This window comes from Chitinophaga sp. HK235 (assembly GCF_018255755.1).
Lineage (GTDB): Bacteria > Bacteroidota > Bacteroidia > Chitinophagales > Chitinophagaceae > Chitinophaga.
In genome coordinates this window covers 1,116,322-1,135,492 of sequence record NZ_CP073766.1, presented here as the reverse complement: position 1 = coordinate 1,135,492, position 19,171 = coordinate 1,116,322, and the positions used below count along the sequence as shown (strand labels likewise).

Sequence of the window (19,171 nt, the reverse complement as noted above, 5' to 3'; positions counted from 1 at the left end):
AATGAATTAAGGGAGTGCAATGGTATTCGTATTGGGAAAATAAAAGGCATTGTTGGTTTCTGTTACAAATCTCTGATTCAGTGGTGTTCCTGATGGGTCATAATAATTGTCAAGCAATCGTAGGAAAACGGAATAGAAGCCGCTGGACTTGGCCTGCGCGAGATAGTTAGGCCATAGGAGGTCAAAGATCTGTTGGTTTCCTATTGCAACTGAAAATGTGCGCATCACCTGCAGGGCGGTAAAGTAGGCCTGTGTACGGGAAAAAAGTCTTCTGTCACTGGTGTTGGAGAGGTCGCCAATACGATTAAGCTGACATAAGTCAATAAGCTCCTGACCATGTAGGGACGGATTTGTGTTAGAGCGTATCTTTACCTCTACTTTTCTGTTAACCATGGTACCCATCAGGTTAATGTTAGCATAAATCTCTCTACGGCCAACATCAGTTGAAGTAACCGTATTGTTGATATCAGTATTTCCTGGGGCCGGTACCAATACCCATGTGTTATTGCTAACGCTGAAGTACCAGAGATCTGACGGGAGATCCCTATAGGATAATTCATCCAGATCAGCCCATACATAGTGCCGTTCTCGAATACAATCGTAGTAGTCTTGTTCTGTTGGATTATTATTGCCCTCTTGTTGCAGCCAAATCTGTACTAAAGCCCTTAGTGGCTTATTGCCCTTTAGCTGATTACAGGGGCCACATGCTGCCAGAAAGTTATCCCAGGTAACAGTGAAGAAGGGATAAATGGCTTTCGGAACGCAATGCTCCACTTCAATGTAAGTAGAAATGATATTTCCGCAAAAGGAACAATAAGCCCCTAGTCGGGTGAACAAAGGTATTGCAGCGCTTTGAAACATCCCACTAAAACGTTCCTTTATTCCCTCTTTCAATAATTTTTGATCAGCAGTGAGGTTTGCCTTGGGGATATCTATGATTGATAACAGAAAAGTAGAACACCTTGCAGCGGTAGGCGTATCGGTGAGTACTAGTGCAAGGGCTGCAGCTGCAAATTTAGTTCTGGAAAAGTTGATGATGGAATTGCTGTTATATGCATAGCCGTTATCTGCAGCAGTTCCTTTGTTAACTGGTCGCATAGTGTGGGTTATTATGAGGGTTAAAATCTATATTGAAAGTACAAATTTTTAATTATTCAAAATAAAAAGTAGATTTTTTTTTGAATGGATGAGATTGTTGTTGATGAGTGAGATTGCCAGTGGGTGAGGGTTTGGTTGGTTTTGAATGGATTGAAAAATAATGGTACAGGAATTTTTGTGTTGTTTGATTATTGTTAGGATGCAGAACGAAATTAAGTTGGTTGAGACTGAGTGTGTGCAAGGTTTGAGAGGTTGTATCGGTCTTGTCTGGTGCGGAATAATTGCAGTGCTGCCATGACTGTACGTTGTTTTCGGATTTATGCGTCGTTAGGGTATAGGAGGGATTGTAAAAGGCCGTTGGCAGCCCTCTGTATCGGAACTGCCAACGGCCTGGTTTTAAGAAGAAATTACAACTGCGCGATATTTCCTTTCCGTAAAATCATCTGAGCATTGTTCCCAGCATAAAATACAGCAGTAATGCACCAATCAGATATAAGCCAATAAATGTATACCAGTAATATTTAAACTGGTCCCATTTGACATGTACTTCTTCACTGTACAAATCTTCGTGGCAACTCTCGCATTTCAATTCAATGTCTGTAGGGCCAACAGAGAAAACAGGAATCCAGTACACATGAAAATAACGACGATGGGCAGTTCCAAACAGATTTTGACTCCCACAGGTAGGGCAGTTAATATGATTCACCCGCTCACTTTTTATCGGCATGTTTCTAAAGCCAAAAACAATTAACATAGAATATAGGAATTTTGAAAAAAGATAATATATCACCCCGGAACAAAAAAATCTTCTGCCGGTGATGACAGAAGATTTTTTAGGTGTCAACAAACTATTCTTTGCCAAACCCTTTCTGATGGACGCTTTTGCCGCTCCGCTGCAATAAAGGTGTTTTATTAACTTATCGTGATGTTCTTGTTTTTTACTGATTTAAGTTATCGGGAACTCACCAGGTTCTATGGAGATGCTGCTTACTTCTCCGCTGGCATACGGTCTGTCTGGCCCTTTTTCCGGTTCAGCCGGTACACCACATTGCCGGTGTAAACGACCCCATTTTGCCGGGAAAGGTAGTAAAGTGAATACGCCGGAACATCCATCTCCTGCTCGTAAATATTGGAATTGAAGATGTTGTTTATACTGAAGGAAAGTGACATCCGGTCGCCGAACAGGTCTTTGGAGAGTCCAATGTTGGCGCGGTATTGCTCTGATACTGTTACCTGTACTTCCTGTCGTCTGCCACGGTAGGTAAAGCTCCCGTCGATGTTCACGACTTTGGGGAACCGCATGCCGGAACGCAGTGTTGTAAACCAGGTGGTGTTATCAGCGGCATATGTTTTACCGGCGTATTCACCACGCTGGGAATAGGAATACCAGTTTATATCCCAGGATAGGCGCCACCATGTATAAGGATTGTAGGTGGTGGTCATGTCAAGCCCATAGCGGTGTTCATTTCCCATATTGGCCCATGTTTTCACAAAATTTCCATCGCCCTGTGGTTCAATCACGGATCCAAAGTAATTGGTCGTATACTGATAATAGATACCAGGATTCACACTGATTTTTTCTGTCTTCTTCAATAAGGCCAGTTCCACGGCATTCGTATACATCGGATCGATATTAGGGTTGCCGCGCTGCAGGAAACGCTGGTCTGACAAGCCTTCGAAGGTATTGAGCTGCCAGAATTTCGGTCGGTTGATCCTGCGGCTGTAACTGGCCTGTAAACTCCATTCATTTTTGAAACCGTACTGTAAATGCAGGGTAGGGAACAGGTCGATGTATTGTTTGCGTTTATCGGTGGTTTGTTCACGGTCGCTGATATGGATGCCGGACAGCTCACTTCGCAGACCCAATTGGGCATCCAGTTGTTGCCACTTTCTACTGTATTGGGTGTAGGCGGCGTAAATATTTTCATCGTAAAAAAGTTTGTTGTTATTGTCGTCCAGTAATTTGCCGTCCTGGGCAGCGGAATATTCGCTGCGTATAGCGCGCCATTGCCCGCGGACACCCATCTCCAGCTGACCCGATTTCAGGGGCAGTTTATAATCACTCTGCAAATAAATATCCTTACTGCTTTCGATATCGCGCGTGATGATACTGACCATATCTGAACCGGGTTGGGTATTGGATTGCCGGATGTCCTGGTTTTCATCGTCATTCCAGAAATCGTATTGTACATAAGTGGTCCATTTTCTTCCCGGTTGTTTAAAAATGCGGGTATAGTTCAACTCCAGTTCATTAAATATCTGCGGCTCACGATATTTCTCGAAACGGCTGATGGTACTGTCCTGAGTCCCGTGTATGTTTGAATAATGATAGAGAAAGTCATTCGTATCGTTGTTGCGCCGTTTGGTACGGTAGTAGCTCGCTGTTAATGTATTTTGTTCGTTGAGATAAAAATCCGTTCCAAGATAGACGTTCACGTTATCGTTGTTTAAGTCGAAGCGGTTGGTTTGCCGGAGCTGGTTGTAAGGGTTTTTATTGACGCGTATCATCTCTTCTGTAAACAATACAGCCTGATCGCGGTATCCAATATTCGTGAATAGATTTAGTCGCTGTGTTTTATAACTGGCATTGAGGTTGACACTGTTGTTCCTCGGACTGGAAAGGCCGGCCTGCAGGGAGGCATTAAATCCCAACGATGCATTTTTCTTCAGTATTATATTGATAATACCCGCACTGCCCTGTGCTTCGTAAGCAGAGGAGGGGTTTGTTATCACTTCGATCTTTTCAATGTTTGCTGCAGGAATTTGTGATAAGCCGTTGTTCTGCGTTTGCATAGAAGGTTTCCCGTTTATCAGGATTCTTACGTTCTGGTTATCGCGCAGGGATACATTTCCCTGTATATCAACATTGACAGCCGGTACATTATTCAGAATATCGTTTGCATTACCGCCTCTTGACAGAATATCCTTCCCCACATTAAATACTTTTTTATCTGTTTTTAATTCCAGGGTTGATTTCTCGCCCTGTACCTGCACGGTGGACAATTGTTTCACGTTATCGGTCAGACTGATGTATCCAAGGTCTGTATTGTTTTGCATTACTATAGTGCGGGAGTAGGTGGTATAATTTAATGCCCGGGTTTGAAGTGTATAGTTTCCAGCCGCTAAGGTCAGGTTGAAATTACCGTCAGGGCCCGCAGTGGCATGGAATTTCCTGGTGGAATCCTTCTGTGACTGCAGTAATACAGTGGCGCCGATGACAGGCTCTTTGGTGGTAACGGAAATGATCTTTCCCTTCAAAGTATAGGTTTGGCTGAAAGCCGGGATTGCCATGCCAAGGCAGCAAAGCATCAGGAATAACTGTTTCATTTTAGTGAGTGTTTATGCAAATGTGAGGCAATCCGGAAGGCGGTGCTGAGCGGGTCGATCAATAGTGGGTTGCGGGATACAGATAGTGGATTATTGGCCGAAAGGGATGCCCGGCTGCGCAAAGCCCGTTTTCATATGCGGAGCGGTCAATTTCGTCGATGGTGCATTGAACATGACCTGAAAGTTTGGTACTTTTACCCTCATGCCTTTAATAGAGAAATTTATACAATTCACCGGCAAACAACGGTTCCTCACGCATTTTACTTACTGGATCTGTGTGTACGTATTATCCATGTCGAGGTACAATAGTTATATCAATCCGATGTATACGTTCAGCCAGGAACTGCTCAATAGCCTATTCTTCATAGGTTTCGCTGCCATTACATCCTATTTTCTGGCTTATTTTGTATTGCCACGGTTACTGACCGGTAAACATTATTTCCGTACGCTGGTAGTATCGCTCGTTGTGTTGTACCTGATCATGGCTATATCGAGATTGAGTGTTGTTTATTTTCTGGAGCCTATTATCCGTACCAGACCCTTTGAGCAGGAGTCTGTAGCGGAGATCTTTACAGACCTGGATTATCTGTTCCTGAATTACTTTATTCATGCATTTTCATACGCTTTCGTTTTCATCTTTATCAAACTCCTGAAAGATCAGTATGTGGTGAATAAACGGGCCATGGACCTGGAAAAACAAAAGGCTGATATTGAACTGATGGCGCTGAAAGCGCAGCTCAATCCTCATTTCCTGTTCAATACACTGAATAATATCTATTCCCTGTCCATCTTGCAGTCGCCCAAAACCTCGCCGGCAATCGCCCGTTTATCGGAAATACTGGATACGCTGCTATACCGCTCCGATAAAATGTTTGTACCAGTTTCACAGGAGATCACTCTGCTTCAGAACTATATTGAACTGGAAAAACTCCGCTACGATGAGCGTCTGGCTATTTCATTCGAACACCGTTTGGAACGGGATGTGGAAATTGCGCCGCTGATATTGCTGTCGCTCGTTGAAAACGCGTTCAAACACGGCGCCGGCGAAGACGCAGGCTCACCGGAGATCCGGATCAGGCTGACCCAGGGTAAAGATAGGTTTGCCTTTGAGATCAGCAACACTTTCAGGACGAAGGTAGACCAGCAGCTGGGTATCGGCCTCGAAAATATCCGTAAACAATTAACACTACTTTACCCCGAAACCCATACATTTGAAACTACTGTGGCACAGCGTGTATTTACGGCGAAGCTGGAGCTGCGATTAAACCAGCAGTTGTGAAAATAAAATGCCTTATTGCAGACGATGAACCACTGGCGATAGCTTTATTGCAGAATCATATCGGTCAGTTGAGCACACTGGAAATTGTGGGCACCTGTGCGAATGCCCTGCAAGCTGCGCAGGAACTGCGAACCAAACAGGTGGACCTGCTTTTTCTGGATATAAAGATGCCGCAGATCACCGGTATCGAATTCCTCAGAACTTTGCGGCAACCACCGGCAGTCATTTTTACAACCGCTTATCGTGAATATGCGCTGGAAGGTTATGAACTCGATATCGTGGATTATCTGCTCAAACCAATCACGTTCGAACGTTTTTTCAAAGCCGTGGAACGCTACTATTCGCGCTTTTCTCCCAAAGAAACCCAGGCTGCCAACATCCGCAATACGCCTCAGGAAGAGTATATCTTCATAAAGACCGGCAATAAATACAATAAAATTCTCACCAGTGATATCCTCTATATAGAAAGTGTGAAAGACTATGTAGTACTGCATCGCACAGATGGTTCCACTTTCATGGCAAAGTACAAGATCGGTGATCTGGAAACAGAAGTGAAGGATAAACGATTTTTGCGGATTCATCGTTCGTTTATCGTGAACCTGGCCAGGGTAACGGCTTTTACGTTACAGGATGTAGAGATCGGGCAACAGGAGCTGCCTATAGGTAATAGTTACAGGGAGTTTGTTTTCAAAGTGCTGAAAGAGGGTTTGTAAATGATCTTTATCCCGGGGCAGCTGTAAATGCCCCGGGATGTTGACCTCCGTCAAAAATTCAGTCTTACTCTACCACTATCTGCTGCGTTTGTCGTTCACCGTTACTGTTGACCATAGTAAGAATATAATTACCACGGGACAGCGTGATCGTCTGTGTGATAGTACCGGAGGGTACCTGCCAGGTATTTTCCTGAACTTTCCTGCCGGAGAGATCTGTAATGCTGTATCTCACCAGCTGCTGTTGTTTGCTGCTGATCTCCACCTGTAGCTTGTTGTAGGGAGAAGGATTGGGATATACTTTACAGGAGAAGGTGGATGGTGTTGTTTTGTTTTCTGTGGCGGAAACTGCCATAGCACTGGTCACCACTTTGAAGGTATCCGTTATGCAGATCGCCGGTGTGGCATTATCGGTAACGGTATAGGTTGTGGTGGTATTAGGTGTAACCGTCCGGGTGCGGCTGGTGGAGCCATCGTCCCATTTGTAGTTACCGGGCCATGAAGCACTGAGGGTAAGTGGCTGGCCAGCGGTAGCATTCACCACGGTGGTTTTGTTGGCGTCTTTCATCATGGTGAAGCGGTCTTTGATGGTTTTATCTGCTGCGATAAACCGGGCATCCAGCCTGTTACCTTCTATTTCCAGCACCAGCGAGCCGCCGGTGGTGGCGTTGGAATAATAAGAAGAGGCATGCGGGAAGGAAGACTGTGTACCGCCTATCTGTCCGGCTGAACCGGCCACTACGTATACGGTGCCATGTCCGGTTTTGGCGGAGGTAGATACGTAGGGGCATGAGTTGGCGGTGCTGTCGTATTTAGCGCTGCTCTTGCTGACTGCATGCTGCGTAAAGGAAAAAGTGTTTTCCAGCCCATAATGTCCGCGGATAAAGTAAGAGCGCTCATAGTCGTGGCTATGTCCGTTGAGGATAAGGTCTACACCATAACGTTCCAGTATGCGGATGAGGTTCTGCCTTACTTTTACGAGATCGCTTTCTGTATCGGAATTGTGGCTGCCCATGGTGTACGGGGGATGGTGCCAGTAGGCGATCGTCCATTTGCGGGTATTGGCGGCCAGGTCGTTCTTGAGCCATTGTACCTGTGTGCTGGTAGTATCGTAGAAGCGTTTGCTGCTTTCTTTTCCGTAGGAGTCCAGGCAGATGAAGTGGACATCGCCGTAATCAAATGAGTAGTATTCTTCCTTGCCGGAGGCTATGCCACCACATTCGCCATTCTTAGGCAGGGTGAAGTTGGCGAGGTAGGGAATATTATGGTCATCCTGACGGGAAGGGTCATTATCATAATCGTGGTTGCCTAATGTGGGAAACAGCAGGATGTTTTTAAGCAGGTTGTCTTTGTATATATTAAAGAAGTTGGTTTGATATTCGTTATCTAATCCGCCGTCATAGGCATTGTCACCGAGCAGCAACCATACGTCTGTATGAGCGGAGCCTACATAGTCCAGGTAAGCGTCTCTTACCTTTGTCTGGTTACTGGAATTGTTGCCGCAGTCACCGTAGGCTGCAATCCTTATTTTGCGGGTAGTGTTGGTGGGAGGGGCGGTATTGAAATAGTTTTTGTCGGTAGCTTCCAGTACTGCGGTGGTAGTGCCTATACTGTAATAGTAGCGGGTATCTGGTTGCAGGTTGGATAGCCTTACTTCATGTTCCGTGGAAGAAGTGGTATTCACCACGCTGTCCGTAAGACTGCCATATACGGTGCCATACTTCACTTTGGTGTTGCTGGCGGTGGCAGTACGCCAGCGGATAGTGACGGCCGTCTGGTTACCCATTTGCAGATAGGGGCCTCTTACCACGGAAGCTGATGAGCTGCCGGTATTGCCTTTTATTTGCAGGTCGAAGGAAATATCGCTGCTGGTCACCACCTGCTGATGTATCTCTACTGCTATGGTGTTGTTGCCTTCCACAAAAGCAGTGGCAGGCAGGGTAGCTGTTTGAACCGATGCGCCATCATCGCTGGCATCACTGGATGCCATTGTATTATAGGAGATAGTGCCGGTGGGCATGTTGTCCCTTTTAACTTCAGTACCGTTTACATATACAACGATACCATCGTCTCTTCTGAATTCCAGGGTAAAGCCGGTGTAGTTGCTGAGACCGGAGAGGTTGAACTTCTTCCTGAAATAGGTGGTGACATATTTATTGGAGGAGTTGCTGCCATAACTTACAGTTGTGGCTTCATCTCCGTCGCCATAGCCCAGTTCGGCCGGGCCTTCCTTCCATGAGCCGTCATTGAAGGAGGTCGATCGCCAGGACGTACCCTGGTTGGAGCCGTTGTCAAGGTATTTCCAGGTAGAACCGAAAGGAAGTAGTGTGGTCTGTGCCTGCAAAGCAAGGCCCAGCAGGGTACTACAACAGGCAAGGATACACGATTTCGCGATAGTGGGCAAACAGGGAGTCATGGGATGAGATTTTAATTGTTTGGATGTTAATAGATCGATTTAGATTAAATGCAATTGGGATAACTATATAAAACAGAATAAGGTTTGATGAATGAAGCCCGGGGTTTTCGGAGGCGCGCAGTACTGCTTCATTACAGAAAAAACATGTTCCGTTCCTGAAAATAGTTACAATTTTCATATTTTACAATACCTGATTGTTAATTACCCGTTACTATATGAAAACCACTATTACGACCCTGTTGTTAGCCGCACTATCCTTTATACAGTTGCGTTGGGAGCGGCCTCCGGTCCCTGTAAGGCCCGCCGCAGTACTGGAAACTTATTTCAACCAACAAATGGGTATTGTAGCCGATACGCTTCAACAGTTGGAGCAGGCTATCCGCAGTCATGCACCAGCTCCTGTGCTGAAACGGTTGTTCCGCTCCGGCCGGCTGGCTTACAAGCGTGCTGAATTTCTCACAGAATATTATTATCCGCATCTGATCCGCAGTATCAACGGCCCTGCATTACCATTCGCCGATGGCGAGAACTCCCGCGACATACTGCCCCCGCAGGGTTTTCAGGTGATGGAAGAACAGCTGTGGGCGCCAGCTAGAGCCTCCGGAGAATTGCTGGCGGCTGTAACGGCGCTCAGGGCGCAGTTTACCACGCTGCAATCACAAACAGACCCCTATGGCTTCATGGACGCTTATGTATTGGATGCCATGCGCTTCGAGATATACCGCATTATTGCACTGGGCATTTCCGGCTATGATTCGCCGGTAGCGTTGTTATCCATGCCCGAAGCTGCGGCAGCACTGGAAGGGGTACGGTATGCTGTCATGCTGTATGCCGGCAGCCTTGCAGATAGCACCATCAAACATAGGCTGACAGACCGTTTCAATGCAGCGCGGCAATACCTGCTGCAACATCCCGGCTTCAATGAGTTTGACCGGCTGCACTTCATTACCACCTACGCCAATCCGTTAAGTGCCTCATTACTGGCATTACAACAACAGTTATCCCTGCAGCTGCCGCAGGAACGAAGGATATTGTCGCCCCAGGCACCTCATCTCTTTGCGATGCAGTACTATAACGCCAACGGCTATTCGCCGAATCACGAATCAGACCCTACGGCCGTCAAGATACAGCTGGGGCAACGCCTGTTCTACGATCCCGCGTTGTCCGGCAACCTGCAACGTTCCTGCGCTTCCTGTCACCAGGCTTCCAAAGCCTTCACCGATGGGATGGTCAAAAATACGGGGCTCGACAGCAAAACCCCCATCGCCCGCAATACGCCCGGTTTGCTGAATACAGCGTTTCAGTCGAAACAGTTCTATGACTCGCGTGCCGTCTTCCTCGAAAATCAGGTGTCGGATGTGGTGCACAACAAACAGGAAATGAACGGCTCCCTGCAACAGACGGCTCATGCGCTGAAAAAAGACAGCGCCTATGTACACCTCTTCAGCAAAGCCTTCGCAGCAGGACGAAATAGCATCACGGAAGAAAATATCGCCAATGCGCTGGCTTCTTTCCTGCGCTCGCTTGTCAGCCTGCAATCGCGCTTCGACCTGTATATGAATGGTGATACCACCGCACTGGACCACACGGAAAAAAAAGGATTCAATATCTTCATGGGGAAAGGTAAATGTGGTACCTGCCACTTTGCACCGCTGTTCAATGGCGTGGCGCCGCCTTATTTCGCAGAGCCCGAATCGGAGGTGCTGGGCGTTCCCGAGAGCAACCGCCCCCATGCGCGGCTCGACAAAGATCCCGGTAAATATATATTGTATAATATCAGCATCCACCGTTATGCATTTAAGACACCGACGGTGCGTAACAGTGCGCTCACCGCGCCGTATATGCATAATGGTGTGTTCCCTACGCTGGAATTGGTGATAGACTTTTACGACAAGGGAGGCGGCGCCGGGTTAGGTATTGCGCCACCGAACCAGACATTGCCGGCTGAAAAACTGCGATTGACAGCACAGGAAAAGAAGGCACTGGCGGCATTCATGCAGGCGCTTACAGACACCAGTAGCTGGAAACCGACCACAGCGTACTGACCCCTTTAAATATCAAATATGCTGAAAATCAGACAAATACTACTCCTGGTTGTTAAATAACAACCAGGAGTAGCACCGTTACAACTAACAGGTTTTGCCTTTTTGCTGATTCTGAAAATGAACCAGAATATCTTTGCTGTATCGAAAAAAATAAAACAAATGGAAGCTAAGATCATTGGCGGCAAAATAGCCAAAGCACGAAAAGAAATAAATATGTCTCAGGCCCAACTTGCTCAACGGATGTTTATCAGTCCACAGGCAGTCGGAAAATGGGAACGCGGTGAGTCAGTCCCGGACATTATTACGATGAACCGGCTCGCGGAGATTCTGGGTGTTGACCTTAACTATTTTTCAGAGAACTTCCAGTCCCCGGACGATGAGACTGCTTTTAAATTGACAACTGACAGTGATGATGACATAGCGCAAACGGAACAGGAGGTCATTGCCCCCTCCAGCCCGGCTGAACGGCAGCTGCTGACAAACTTCAGCGGGAGCAACCTGTCACAGAGTGACTTTGCGGGCGTTACTGCACATAAAATGAAATTTAGGGGAAGTTCGTTGAGTGGCTCCGACTTTTCGGGCGCGGATCTGACCGGCAGTTCGTTTATGGGCAGCGATGTAAGTGAAGCCAATTTCGACGGAACGAATCTGACAGACTGCAGCCTGTCCGCCATTGACCTGACGGGTGCGAATTTCAACAAGGCCATTCTTGTACGCACTGAGTTCAGCAAGTCAGGGCTGACCGGCGCAAAATTCACCAATGCAAAACTGATCGACGTAAAGCTGGCGATGACCGATCTTAGAAAAACGATTTTTGAAAACTGTAGTTTTAACGGGGTGGACTTTAAGTCTTCCGATCTACGGGGTGTGTGTCTTGATGGGCAAACCTTTATAGGCGTTAAGTTTGACAAGACAGCACTGAACGAAGTTTCATTTAAGGGCGCGACACTAAGAGATGTATCTTTTCGTTCGATGTATGCCCTGACGAATAAATATTACCGTGCGCTCTCAACCATCTGCTTTGATGGCGCGATGATGGATAAATTAACCTATGCCGCGCTCAAAGGCATGGGAGCCGATTTGGCAAACGTTACAATGATATAAATAGGGAGTATATGCAAAATAACTCAATTCAAGTAATAGGACTGCATAAGTCCTACAGGGACCTTCATGTCCTGAAGGGAGTAGATTTAGAGGTGGAAAGGGGCAGCATTTTCGCCCTGCTCGGCTCCAATGGTGCGGGCAAGACAACCATCGTCAAAATCCTCACCACACTGCTCAAACAGGACAGCGGAACGGCCGTGGTAAATGGATTTAATGTTGCGTCAAAGCCCAACAGTGTGCGGCAATCCATCAGCCTGACCGGGCAGTTTGCCGCCGTGGACGAGATATTGACCGGACGGGAAAATCTGGTCATGATCGCCAGGCTGCGGCATATCAAAGATCCGCGTAAGGTTGCGGATGATCTGTTGAATCGCTTCGGCCTGACTGATGCCGCCGACCGCAAGGTTTCCACGTATTCGGGCGGTATGCGCCGCAGACTGGACATCGCGATGAGCCTTGTTGGAAACACGCAGCTTATTTTCCTCGACGAGCCGACCACCGGGCTTGATCCCGAGGCCCGTATTGAGGTCTGGAAGATTGTCAAAGAGCTTGCCTGTAACGGCACGACTGTATTCCTGACCACCCAGTATCTGGATGAAGCCGAACAGCTGGCCGATAGAATTGCCATTCTTCATAAGGGCAGGATTATCGTGAACGGCACGCTCGCGGAGCTGAAAATGCTGTTCCCACCTGCAAAGGTGGAGTATATTGAAAAACAGCCGACGTTGGAGGAGATATTTCTTGCAATTATTAACAAAAAGGAGGAACAATAAATGGAAACGACAAAGAACTATTTTTTCGCAGATATGAGTGTTATGCTCGGACGTTCCATGCGCCATGTATTCCGCAGCATGGATACCATCATCACCGTCACCATCATGCCGATTGCGATGATGCTGTTGTTCGTCTATGTATTAGGCGGCGCCATTGAATCCGGTACAGATAACTATGTGAATTATCTTTTGCCAGGTATACTGCTGATTGCCGTTGCCAATAGTATAGGCTACGTGTCCTTCCGTCTGTTTACCGATGTGCAGCGGGGAATATTTGAGCGTTTCCACTCCATGCCGATTGCGCGTTCGGCAGCGTTGTGGGGACATGTACTGACCTCGCTGATGTCCAATGTGATTTCGGTGTTTGTCATCATTCTCGTGGCGCTCCTGATGGGCTTCCGCTCGCCGGCGGGAATATTGTCATGGCTTGGCGTAGCCGGTATGCTCGCGATGTTTACGCTGGCCCTGACATGGATAGCGGTGATCCCCGGATTGACTGCAAAATCGGTGGATGGCGCCAGTGTCATCGCCTATCCGATTCACTTCCTGCCTTTAATCAGCTCGGCGTTTGTACCGACTAAGTCTATGCCGCCGGCTGTTCGTGCCTTTGCCGAAAATCAGCCGGTGACCTCCATCGTGGAAGCCATACGCTCGCTGTTATCAGGGAAGCCTGTCGTCGGTATTGACATCTGGATTGCACTCGCGTGGTGCGTGGGGATTATGCTCGTGGGGTATGCCTTTGCGATGCGGGTGTATAAAAAGCGAATGTAGGAGATTGACGACATCAGGGGAACAACAACTATCTACTTTCCGGTAAAAAATTTTTCTTCATCATAAAAAAACAATATGTTCGTACATATATGACGAAGATACCTTTATTGGACCACGATAGTAAGATTCCCCTGCACCAGCAGGCTGAAGAACTATTACGGAAGCTGATCCGCGAGGATTATTTCCGGGAGGGAGATATTTTTCCAAAGGAAACGGACCTGGCTAAACGATGGAGCATTTCCAGGAACACGCTGCGCATGGCGATTGGCAACCTGGTAAAAGATGGTCTGCTGGAAAGAAAAAAACGGTCGGGCACCACCGTGAAAAAGAAAAAGATCACCACCAATCTGGACAACTGGTACAGCTTTACACATGAAATGGAAGATAAAGGGATTCCTTTCAAAACCCTTAAAAACAAGGTGTCGGTGGTGAAGGCGGCAGAGGAAGTCGCGAAGATGCTGCAAACGGAACACCACCAGCCTGTTGTTTGTCTGGAGCGTATCCGTAGCACTGAGAAAAGCCCGATGGTATATTTTGAATCCTTCTTTCATCCCAGAATCGGGCTTACCGGTAAAGAGAATTTTGATCGTCCGTTGTATGAAATGCTCGACGCGGATTTTCATGTTGTGCCCGTTTATTCACAGGAAGAGATCAGAGCGATAGGAGCGGATGAGAAGATTGCCGGCTTGCTGAAGATTAAAAAAGGGGCGCCGGTGCTGGAGCGGCGTAGGGTAGTACTGGATGCCAGCAGGCGACCGCTGGAATTTAATATCTGCTGGTACCGGAGTGATTGTTTTACGTACAGCATTGAACTGAAAAGACCACAATTGTAAATAAAAGGAGCTTTATCACCCTGATAAAAAATAGGCTGTATCAAAGAAATGATACAGCCTATGTTATTTTATGGAGTGATCAGATATTCTTCCACACCCATAGCTGGTAAGCTGAAGGTAGCGTTGGCATCTTTTGTGATCCCGTTTCTGACAACCGCAATTCGTGCAGGCTTGAGCGTGCCCCAGTTGAATCCGGTGTTTTGTGGCGTCTGGCCGGGGTTAAAGAGCCGTATCAGGTATTGGCCGTTTTCCTGTGGTATTATGGCCGTGGCAATGACAGCCGGATTGGTCAGGCGGAAAAGCCCTACTGGTAAGGTAATCCCTTTCTTCACCGGAAAATCGATCAACGGTTGTGAGAAATCGGCTGCTGACATTTCGAGGGCAGTGCCATTCACCTGGTCGTGCGGCTGTAAGGCATAGTGATAGCTGCTGCTGCCTTGCTGGTCTGACTTGTAGTTGGTATGCCAGTAGTTGTTCATCACATAGGAAAACCAGAGAGCGGTTGGCTGACCAGTCTTTTTCCATTCCTTATGGCTTTGTGCAATCTGCAGGCGCTCATCGATCATATTGGCTGGTTCTGCCATCGGCGCTTCCAGCAGCATCCATTGTAAACCGTTGGCAGTATTGGAGATATCCATCCACCTGCGGCCAAAGAGGAAGTCCATATTGGAACCAGGCAGTTGGTCTTCAAGATAACGCAGCGTGCCGTAACCTGCGTCCAGTGTTACTTTCCCGGAGGGCACATCAAATGGAAAACCAAAATGCAGCGCTTCTTTCTGCCTTACCGGTTTTTTATCAATGGTGTTTTCGATCAGTAAAGTGCTGCTGTTGGCGTACAATGTAAGACGTTTCTCCAGTGCATTCGCGCCTGGGGCCTGCGCCCGGAGGGCGATGGAAGTCACTACAGGACCGCTTTCCAATACCTGTACCTGTACAGGCTGATTGGTAACGGCATCTGCGGGATTCTGACCGGGTACATACCAATAGCTGTTCAGGCCCTGCGATTGAAAAGTACCGGCATAGTTATGACCGTCTTTCGCATTGAGTTGGGTGATACTGCCATGGATAGGGTCCCATACAACGGTGATGTTGCCGTTGGTGAGCATATTACCCTTACGGGTAAACGAAGCGGCGGCAGTTGCTGGTTCATCACTGACGGTATACACTTCCGTTCCGAAAGCAGGCACGTTGCTGGCGAGGAACACATAGGTCCCGTCGGAAAGACGCTGTAAGGGATATTTCCGGCCATGGGCATCCTTCACGGATTTACCGGCTATCCTGATCTTCACCGGTCCACTCCGGGGCCAGGACAGGGTGTTGACTACGGCAATACTGCGGGAACGCTCGTCTGTCAATGGCTGGAACAGCTTGTCTGCGATGACGTTGATCTGGCTGTCTGCATCCAGCATGAATTGTTTTTTGATGCGCCATTGCTCCGTTACAAACGGTACATCCGGCTGGGAGATGCTATTATGGGCACCCCAGGTATGTTCATGGAACATCAGAACATTGGTCCATGCGTTGTAGAATTGCTGTACGTCATATTGGCCAGGAGCCAGCATGGCATAGGCATTGGCCAACTGTGACAAACGAAGGCTGTTGAGGCGGTTCTGTCCTTCTTCTTTGGCGGTAGAGCCGGCGCCGTCTTCCCAGTAGGGAGTAATATCACCTTTTACTACCGGCAGGTCTTTACCATACTTCTGTTCAAAGGTTTCAAAAAGTTTATCGGTGGTATTCAGCACAATTTTAGGCGATGCATACTTTTCATTCCACTGTTTCACGAACCGGGAAATGGAAGTGTCGATAGGCCCGTTGTCGGCTACTACATTGTATCTCCACTGTACAATATCGTAAGGATATTTTTTTTCGTCCAGTTCATTTAAATAAGCGGCGATCTTTTGGGGGCCGCTTTCGAAGACTGCGCCGGGTGCGGTGCCATGCCAGGAGGAATATCCTTTTCCGCCAGCCCAGAATAGTATTTTTTCTTCTCCTGAGGGAGATGCCCACCATACCGGTTTATCACCCCAGTTGCGGACAAAGTGGCCTACGCGATCTCCCAGGTAAGGATGGCTTTCACCCAGATAATTAGGGCCGCTGGAGAAATATTTCACGCCGCCTTTGGCAAGGGCTGTAACGGTAGTCCAGGTATAGCCCGGCACATCAGAGATCATGGCACTGGGGATACGCAGACCGTAAGTCTTACGCAGCTGTGCCGCAAAATCGGTGAAGTGAAAGGTTTCTTCCGGTAAACAGAGACCGGTGAGGATATTGGCATACAGGGCAGATAAACAGATATTACCATCTTTTACTGCCTGTATAAAGGCTGCTTTTTTCTCCGGTGTGGCCTGTTGCAGAAAATGTTCTACTGCCCACAGGGATTCGATGTTCCACTTGAACTTCGCTTCTTCCGGATAATTCCGGGTGGTAGCAATCATGTCCAGTGCATCGTTGATGTTTCGCAGATGTATTTTCAGTACTTCCGGCTGAAGGTGAGAGTAACCGATATCTGTATGGGAATGATGTATGAAATTCAGTTCCCGGTAGGTTACAGGCTTTAATGCGACAAATTTGTCTGCCAGTATTTTACCTGCATCGGTAACGACTATACGAATACTATCCGGTTGACGCACCGGGTTAACAGGTATATCGAATTTATTAACGCCGTCTTCTACCGGAAACGAATACACTTTTTTACCGCCTACCGTAACCTGGAAGGTGCGGGGCGTGCCGAAATGAAGTGCAGTGAGCGTTATTGGCTGCTGACCATTTTTGAGTATAAAAGGTTGTGGGTTGATATCCACTTTCTCCTGGAAAGAAAATTTAAAGGTCATAAGCCAGTCGTTGCTTTGCTGGGCCTGGCCGATGATTTTCAGTCTCACGGGTTTCCCTGGTGTTACACGGCTTAAGGGCAGCCGAAGGAACATGAGGCCGTGGGCGTCGTTGGCACCATCTTTCCGGATTTGTTCAAACACGATCCGGCTGCTGTCTGCTGCGACAAACGACCATACCGGCGCCTGATTACGTGGTAGCGTGGTGATGGTCAGTAGTTTTTCATCGTCCACAAACAGATCAAAGTGTCGGTCGCCACTGCTGGTGGCAGTGGAATGGCCTGCTACCCAGCTGAAATAAACATAAGGTCCTTTGATACGTGCAGGTACGGCTGCTGTCTGCCATGCTATCGTTTTATGGCCATCAGTGGCGCGGGTGAGCAAGGCAGTGGTGGCATAGTCCGGATAAGCAGAGTAATAGCGGATATTTTCGCCTTCAGTTTCGTGGTCATAGCCATTGATCCAGTCTACTTTTCCCAGGTACGGGACTGTTTTCTGGGCAGTGCTGCTCAGGGCGCAGGCAAGCAGAACTGTGATACAATAGAATATTCTCATAACAAATAATTAAATAACTAAATAATTAAATCAATTAATGGTGGATGGTCGTTTTTTCTTTGATGGTGATATTTTCCAGTGATTGACCTTTTGTTTCAAACAGATATTTTCGTGCATAGAAAAAGGAGAAAAGACAACAACCGGCAAACAGGAAGAAGGTGGCTGCAATGCCCATGCCTTCCCGCATAACGGGGAACAGGAGATTGAGCAGCCAGTCGGATACCCACATTACCAGGATGCAGATAGACAACGCTAACCCCCGTACCGGCGTGGGAAATATTTCTGTGGCAATCACAAATTTTAGCGGCCCCAGAGAGAAGGCAAAGAACAACAGGAAAAAGGCGATCGGTATGAGCAGCAGCCCACCGTTGATATCCAGCAGGAAACAAATACCAGTTAAAGTAAGTGCAACTGCAGCGCAGATGGAGCCCGTCAGGTAGAGCGGGCGGCGGCCCAGGCTGTCTACTTTCCAGATGGCAATAAGCGTAAAGAGCATGTTGGCCGCTCCCAGCATCACCTGGTACAGCAGTGTGTCGTTGGCTACTATACCCGATGCGCGCAGTATGGTAGGGCCGTAGTAGATGACAGCATTGATGCCGCTGAATTGGGAGAAAGCCGTTAATACACAGGCCATCACCAGCAATTGCAACAACGGTGGCTTTAGCAGTGAACGTATACCACCATTAGCCTGATCCGCAGATACGGCCAGGATAGCCTTCAGTTCTGTGGCGGCCTCTTCTTTGTTATCATTGATTTTTTCCAGGATATGCAGTGCTGCGGTTTGTTGTCCGAAACGGGCCAGCCATCTCGGACTTTCCGGAACGAAGGCCAGCAGTGCGAAAAAAGCGGCTGCAGGTACAACCCCTACGAGGAACATGCCGCGCCAGTATTCCGTTACAAACAGCCAGTGCAACCATCCTTCCTGTGCACCACCACTGGTGGTGGCATGGCGCTGTATCGCCAGATTGGAGCAATAGGCTACCAGGATACCGATGGTGATGGCCAGCTGGTAAAAAGTTACCAGCCTGCCACGTCTTGAAGCAGGTGCCAGTTCGGAGATGTAGAGCGGTGAAATGTTGGAAGCCACGCCCACACCCATGCCGGCCAGTACTCTGAAAAGTATCAGCAGGGGATAGGTGGTGGATACAGCAAATCCGATAGCGCTGGCAAGGAACAGGAACGCGGCGATGGCCAATACTTTTTTACGGCCAATGTGATCGCTCAGGGTACCGGAAACGGCGACACCCGCGATGCATCCCAGCAGGGCACAGGAAACAAACCACCCTTCCTGTGAGGCGGTCAACTGGAATTGTGTTTTGACAGGGAGAATGATACCACTGATAACGGCAATGTCGAAGCCGAAAAGAAGGCCTCCCAATGCAGCGATCAGGGTGACGGTGGTAATGAAAAGATGTGTGTTACCGTTTCTCAT

At 47.9% G+C, this 19,171-nt stretch carries 13 protein-coding genes; 7 read left to right on the top strand and 6 right to left on the bottom strand.

Annotation, left to right across the window (positions count from 1 at the left end):
• Window positions 1-6 precede the first annotated feature (6 nt).
• The 3 genes from KD145_RS03630 to KD145_RS03620 form a co-directional block, all read right to left on the bottom strand.
• Window positions 7-1,098, bottom strand: a complete 1,092-nt coding sequence (locus KD145_RS03630; protein WP_212004548.1) for an HNH endonuclease — start codon at window positions 1,096-1,098, stop codon at window positions 7-9.
• A gap of 439 nt (window positions 1,099-1,537) precedes the next feature.
• Window positions 1,538-1,852: a hypothetical protein gene (locus KD145_RS03625; protein WP_212004547.1), complete on the bottom strand. Its 315-nt coding sequence runs from the start codon at window positions 1,850-1,852 to the stop codon at window positions 1,538-1,540.
• A gap of 233 nt (window positions 1,853-2,085) precedes the next feature.
• Window positions 2,086-4,425 (bottom strand): outer membrane beta-barrel family protein, encoded by a 2,340-nt coding sequence (locus tag KD145_RS03620; RefSeq protein WP_212004546.1) that lies wholly within the window; start codon window positions 4,423-4,425, stop codon window positions 2,086-2,088.
• 202 nt (window positions 4,426-4,627) lie between these two features.
• Between KD145_RS03620 and KD145_RS03615 the strand changes: the two genes are divergently transcribed.
• On the top strand, window positions 4,628-5,704 hold the full coding sequence (locus tag KD145_RS03615) for a sensor histidine kinase (protein ID WP_212004545.1): 1,077 nt from the start codon (window positions 4,628-4,630) through the stop codon (window positions 5,702-5,704).
• On the top strand, window positions 5,701-6,417 hold the full coding sequence (locus tag KD145_RS03610; RefSeq protein WP_212004544.1) for a LytTR family DNA-binding domain-containing protein: 717 nt from the start codon (window positions 5,701-5,703) through the stop codon (window positions 6,415-6,417). Before KD145_RS03615 ends, KD145_RS03610 begins: the two co-directional genes overlap by 4 nt.
• A 64-nt stretch (window positions 6,418-6,481) precedes the next feature.
• On the opposite strand, the gene KD145_RS03605 is transcribed toward KD145_RS03610, so the two are convergent.
• Entirely contained in the window at window positions 6,482-8,830 is a 2,349-nt protein-coding gene (locus tag KD145_RS03605; protein WP_212004543.1) for a metallophosphoesterase, read from the bottom strand.
• Between the two features lie 215 nt (window positions 8,831-9,045).
• On the opposite strand from KD145_RS03605, the gene KD145_RS03600 reads away from it, so the two are divergent.
• The 5 genes from KD145_RS03600 to KD145_RS03580 all read left to right on the top strand — a co-directional run bounded on the left by KD145_RS03600 (window position 9,046) and on the right by KD145_RS03580 (window position 14,356).
• Complete coding sequence (locus tag KD145_RS03600) at window positions 9,046-10,875, top strand: cytochrome c peroxidase (protein ID WP_212004542.1); 1,830 nt, start codon at window positions 9,046-9,048, stop codon at window positions 10,873-10,875.
• A gap of 159 nt (window positions 10,876-11,034) precedes the next feature.
• On the top strand, window positions 11,035-11,979 hold the full coding sequence (locus KD145_RS03595; RefSeq protein ID WP_212004541.1) for a pentapeptide repeat-containing protein: 945 nt from the start codon (window positions 11,035-11,037) through the stop codon (window positions 11,977-11,979).
• An 11-nt stretch (window positions 11,980-11,990) separates the two neighbouring features.
• Entirely contained in the window at window positions 11,991-12,752 is a 762-nt protein-coding gene (locus tag KD145_RS03590) for an ABC transporter ATP-binding protein (protein ID WP_212004540.1), read from the top strand.
• Window positions 12,753-13,523, top strand: coding sequence for an ABC transporter permease (locus tag KD145_RS03585; protein WP_249219730.1), 771 nt, complete (start codon window positions 12,753-12,755; stop codon window positions 13,521-13,523). It abuts the gene before it with no gap.
• Window positions 13,524-13,612: 89 nt separating this feature from the next.
• Window positions 13,613-14,356: a GntR family transcriptional regulator gene (locus KD145_RS03580; RefSeq protein WP_212004539.1), complete on the top strand. Its 744-nt coding sequence runs from the start codon at window positions 13,613-13,615 to the stop codon at window positions 14,354-14,356.
• Window positions 14,357-14,424: 68 nt separating this feature from the next.
• On the opposite strand, the gene KD145_RS03575 is transcribed toward KD145_RS03580, so the two are convergent.
• The gene (locus tag KD145_RS03575; RefSeq protein ID WP_212004538.1) at window positions 14,425-17,739 is read right to left on the bottom strand and encodes a glycoside hydrolase family 38 C-terminal domain-containing protein; all 3,315 of its coding nucleotides are present in this window, start codon (window positions 17,737-17,739) and stop codon (window positions 14,425-14,427) included.
• A 34-nt stretch (window positions 17,740-17,773) separates the two neighbouring features.
• On the bottom strand, window positions 17,774-19,171 hold the full coding sequence (locus KD145_RS03570; RefSeq protein WP_212004537.1) for a sugar porter family MFS transporter: 1,398 nt from the start codon (window positions 19,169-19,171) through the stop codon (window positions 17,774-17,776).